At 47.9% G+C, this 4,408-nt stretch carries 5 protein-coding genes and 1 pseudogene; 1 reads left to right on the forward strand and 5 read right to left on the reverse strand.

What is annotated here, in order from left to right:
* The 4 genes and pseudogenes from QT992_RS17280 to carA all read right to left on the reverse strand — a co-directional run.
* A pseudogene (locus QT992_RS17280) lies at positions 1-337 on the reverse strand (23S rRNA (guanosine(2251)-2'-O)-methyltransferase RlmB); the annotation flags it as partial.
* Positions 338-600: 263 nt separating this feature from the next.
* Positions 601-1,047 (reverse strand): ribonuclease III domain-containing protein, encoded by a 447-nt coding sequence (locus tag QT992_RS17285; RefSeq protein WP_333377372.1) that lies wholly within the window; start codon positions 1,045-1,047, stop codon positions 601-603.
* 383 nt (positions 1,048-1,430) lie between these two features.
* The gene (locus QT992_RS17290; RefSeq protein ID WP_333037230.1) at positions 1,431-1,787 is read right to left on the reverse strand and encodes an STAS domain-containing protein; all 357 of its coding nucleotides are present in this window, start codon (positions 1,785-1,787) and stop codon (positions 1,431-1,433) included.
* Between the two features lie 181 nt (positions 1,788-1,968).
* Positions 1,969-3,126 carry a glutamine-hydrolyzing carbamoyl-phosphate synthase small subunit gene (carA, locus tag QT992_RS17295; protein ID WP_333377374.1) on the reverse strand — a complete coding sequence of 386 codons (1,158 nt, stop codon included), beginning with the start codon at positions 3,124-3,126 and terminating at the stop codon, positions 1,969-1,971.
* Positions 3,127-3,433: 307 nt separating this feature from the next.
* Here carA and QT992_RS17300 point away from each other — a divergent pair, with 307 nt between their 5' ends.
* Positions 3,434-4,078: a retropepsin-like aspartic protease gene (locus QT992_RS17300; RefSeq protein ID WP_333313412.1), complete on the forward strand. Its 645-nt coding sequence runs from the start codon at positions 3,434-3,436 to the stop codon at positions 4,076-4,078.
* A gap of 106 nt (positions 4,079-4,184) precedes the next feature.
* On the opposite strand, the gene QT992_RS17305 is transcribed toward QT992_RS17300, so the two are convergent.
* Positions 4,185-4,408: hypothetical protein (locus QT992_RS17305; protein ID WP_333313414.1), on the reverse strand; the 224-nt coding region annotated here is incomplete at its 5' end.

The raw sequence follows: 4,408 nt of genomic DNA on the forward strand, positions 1-4,408 counted from the left end.
CTGGCTGGGGGCTGCTGTCTCTGTCTCTGTCTTGGTAATAATTGCCCCTGGATTCCTGCGGGCTGCTGTCTCTGTCTTTGAAATGATTATTTCTGCGAATTTCCGGTTGGCTGTCGGAATCGACTCTCCGTTTGAAAATTGCTCTCACGGGCATTTCTCGCGATTGTGGGGCGAAGGTCGATCGCTTTTGAGGCGCGTCTCCTGGGCGAGTATCGGGACGGGGCTTGCGTTCAAAGCGGGGAGAGGATGGTTGTGAGTCCTGACGGCGGCCTTCGCTTTTGAATGGCTTGCTGTCGGAATTCGATCGCGAAAAGTTGGGTTTGGTAAATTTTCTCATTGGTTTCTTGTGGTCAAAAGGTTTTGGCTGAAGGCTAGTCGATTGTAGATTGTAGATGTGAGATTCTTGATTGAGGGAGCAATCTTTGGGCTTCGAGATTTTAGATAGTCTAGCGAGGGAGCAAGGATTTTGCTGTGTTCAAATTGCTAGTTAATAGCTGATAAATCCTGTTTTTCCGATCGAGATTTTTGCGGTTTTATGTTAGCCGTGCAAGGATGGTTAATTAATCCCTCCCCATTCCCAACTCTTAACTGCTAAATCCTTTAAGTCTCAATATCTAAAAGTGCCAGAAGTTCGGTCAATCTTTCGGGATCGGTGAGATACAAATATCCGACCAAGGTTTCTAAGCTGCTGGCTTGTTGGTATATCTCTGGATCTGCTCGTTTAGAACGGCCCGCTGCAGCATTGCGGCCGCGCTTGACAATTGCTAATTCTGTACTGTTCAAGTAAGGAGAGAGCGATCGCAAATGACGCGCTTGAGTTTCGGCTCGTACTTGCCCCACCACTAATTCGTGATAAGCTTGCAATCTTTTGGGTGGCATTAAGTACGAACTCCGAACGTAGAGTTCGTACACTGCATCTCCCAAATAGGCCCAGGCTGCGGGCGAAATTCTTTCTATTTCTGCTGGTGTAGCCCTCGCAGGATGCACTCGATTTAAACTGATATCCGTCAGACTCAGTTTGAGCCCGTCATCTGCGATCGGCGACATACTTTTTTAAATAAAACTTCCGCACAGCTTGGTTTTTCTAGTCACTTACTTATTTGGTCTTTCGTCACTTCCGCAATTATAGCTTTTACAGGAGTGTTCGCTGTCAGAGCACGAAGCGAGATATATAGGCAAAGCTTGGCGCGACGATCGCACTCCTAAAAAAGGCTTTTTACCAAATCGGGATGCTCTAATTTTTGTACCATTTTTCCGCGTGTTTGCCACACATATTTTACTGCCCCTCCACCGAAACTCTAGGCATCGGGGAAATAGCGGCTGGCGCGTGTCGCAGCTTCTGGGAAAATCGGTATTTTTTTACCCGCACAAAAATAAAAATTTGCTATCCAGCGTTGAGAACCGGATAGCTAATTTAATCCACTTTGGCGTCAAGCATCCTTGACGTTTTTTACCGCCTCATCAACCGAAGGCTGCAAAGACAAAAATTTCTCTAAGCGAACCAGTTTAACAGTCTGAGTTACGCGGGGATTTGAGACAATTTGCAATGTCCCTTCCAAGGTTTGGGCTTTTTTGACAAGTTGCACAAGTGCGCCCAAGCCTGAACTATCCACAAAGTCTATCTGAGACAAGTCCAAAATTACGTGTTTTGGGCCCTCGTCAATACATTTGCTTATTACCTTCCGAAAAGTGGCCTCAGAAAAAGCGTCCAGCAGGCCCGTCAAGCGAAATAACTGATAGTTATTCTTGACTTCGCGAGTGCCTCTGAGGCTAACGGTCAGGGTCAATGACTCAGGAATGACACCCTCCTAGCTAGATATGGCTTAAAGTCGAGGCTTCATTATAGGAGTTTTTTGGTCTTTTGTCTACAGTTTTTTAGTTATTACTCATTAGTCATTAGTCATTACTCAGAAGCGATCGACACAAACAGCTTCTGATGACTACTGACTAATGACTGCTGACTAAGGACTACTTACTGCTGGCTACTTTCTGATTGTCTCGCATTGACTGCACGAATCGATCGAATAAATAATCGGCGTCGTGCGGGCCCGGACTGGCTTCTGGGTGGTACTGCACTGAGAACAGTGGCAGAGTTTTGTGCTTCAATCCGGCTACGGTGCGATCGTTCAAATTGAGATGAGTAATCTCTACTTCGGGGGCTAGGGAATCGGGGTCGATCGCAAAACCATGATTTTGGCTAGTAATTTCTACTTGCTGAGTTAAACCCGCTGGATGATTCAATCCCCGATGACCGAACTTAAGTTTAAAAGTTTCTGCACCCAAGGAAAGTCCCAAAATTTGGTGTCCCATGCAGATGCCGAATACGGGTTTGTCCGACTTTAACAAAGCTTTCGCAGTCGCGATCCCTTCCGTTACCGCCGCCGGATCTCCAGGGCCGTTGGACAGAAAAATTCCGTCCGGGTTGTATTTGAGGATTTCCTCCGGCGACGTGTCAGCGGGGACAACGATGACCCGACACCCGTAACTCGCCAGACGGCGCAGGATGTTGCGCTTGATCCCAAAGTCTAGCGCTACCACCGTCCACATTTTGCCGTTAGCAGGTTTGACTGTAGGACTGAACTCCCAAACCGAGTCCGTGGCTTCAGACCACTCGTAAACCTTGCGAGTGGTGACTTCCTGGACTAGATTCAGCCCGTCCATGCTGGGGGCATCTTGCACTTGCTCCAAAAGTTCCGCCTGGTCGAGAATCAAGGTCGAAATGCCACCGTTGATCGCTCCCACCGTGCGAATTTTGCGAGTGAGGGCGCGGGTGTCGATCCCGTAAATTCCGGGAATATCGTACTGTTTGAGGTAGTCTTGCAGAGATTGCGAGCAGCGCCAGTTGCTGGGGCGGCTGCATACGTTCCGGGCGATCGCACCTCGAATTTGTGGGCGCGAGGATTCTTCGTCTTCGAGATTTACCCCGGTATTGCCCAATTCTGGATAAGTAAAAGTTACAATTTGGCCGCAATAGCTGGGATCAGTCAAGACTTCTTGGTAGCCCGTCATTCCCGTATTAAATACTACCTCGCCAACGACGGTGGCGTCAGCGCCAAACGACCAGCCGCGGTAAGCAGTACCGTCAGCCAGGACTAGGAGAGCGGGTTGTGCAGTTGAAAGTGACATGGCATCCTTAATTCTTTCGTTTGGTTTAATTCTTACCACTGCCAGGGATTTGATGCTAGTCGGCAATGTACAGATATTATTTTAATTTGTGCAATGGTTCGCAAAAGCAAGGCACTTATGCCGGAAGCCCGATGCCGGAGGCACTTATGCCACAGGTAATCAAGAAGCAGCAACAAGTGCAAATTCTGCATCTCCCCCCGCGCCAGCAATTTATCAGCCAGCAGCTTAGGATGCGGGCGGAAATTCTATATCTATACCAAAAGGCAGTTGTCGCTGTTACGATCGAGCTACTGCGTTTAATCAAACTATGGCCAGCAAATCTCCCTTGCCTTTACTCTCAAACTCAAAAAAGCCTCTACCCATCCCTCAAAACCTGCGCCAACCTTTACTGGTGTTAGCAGGAGTTATTTCTCTGAGCAGTTCAATTTTAGTAGGAAGTGTTGCCAACTCCTCGCCAGCAGTGGCTCAAGAAAGTGAGGGATGCTTCATGCGGAGCTCGTCAGGCCGAACCGTCAACCTCAGCCAATCAGTCTGCGGTTTTCTCCCCAAAGAATTGACTCCCACCACTTCGGCGGCGGCAAAGTCGGGAGTGTTTCAGGCAAAAATCAAACGCCGAGAGGCTAATATCCCCGTCATAGAAGTCACGTTTAACGGCAAACAAAAGTTCGAGATGATGGTAGATTCGGGAGCTAGTGGCACAGTAATTACACCAGCAATGGCTAAAGCCTTGGGCGTTGTTCTCCAGGGAACAGTGCAAGCACAAACTCCCAACGGAGTGGCTACTTTTCCCCTCGGTCGCCTGACTTCTATGGAAGCAGGTGGTCTGGCAGTTAACAATGTAGTTGTCGCTGTCTCGCCCTCCCTAGAAATCGGACTGTTGGGTCACGACTTTTTTGGTAATAAAGATGTGACTATTAAGCAAGATGTCATTGAATTTCGATCGCGGTCTTAAAAAGAAGTTAGTGGTTAGTTGTTATTTGTTAGTTGTTATTTGTTATTGATTACTGGTTATTTGTAGCAACTGCTTTCCTAACAACTACCAACTGCTTTCGGGTCAACTAACAACTAATATCATGTCCGATCGATCGCGCATCATACATAGTCGGGGCGGGTTTTTGAGCTTGTCGGTTTTTGGCGACTATTGCTGGTGAACCCGCCCCTACAGGAATCACGGTCAATCGACCGAATATGATATAACAACTGTCAGGATCGCGAATTAAATAACTTACAATTTTAATTGTTATTGTGGGATGGGCGTCCCGCCCGTCCTTTTTGGACGGGC

Source organism: Microcoleus sp. T3_D1 (assembly GCF_036700405.1).
Lineage (GTDB): Bacteria > Cyanobacteriota > Cyanobacteriia > Cyanobacteriales > Microcoleaceae > Microcoleus.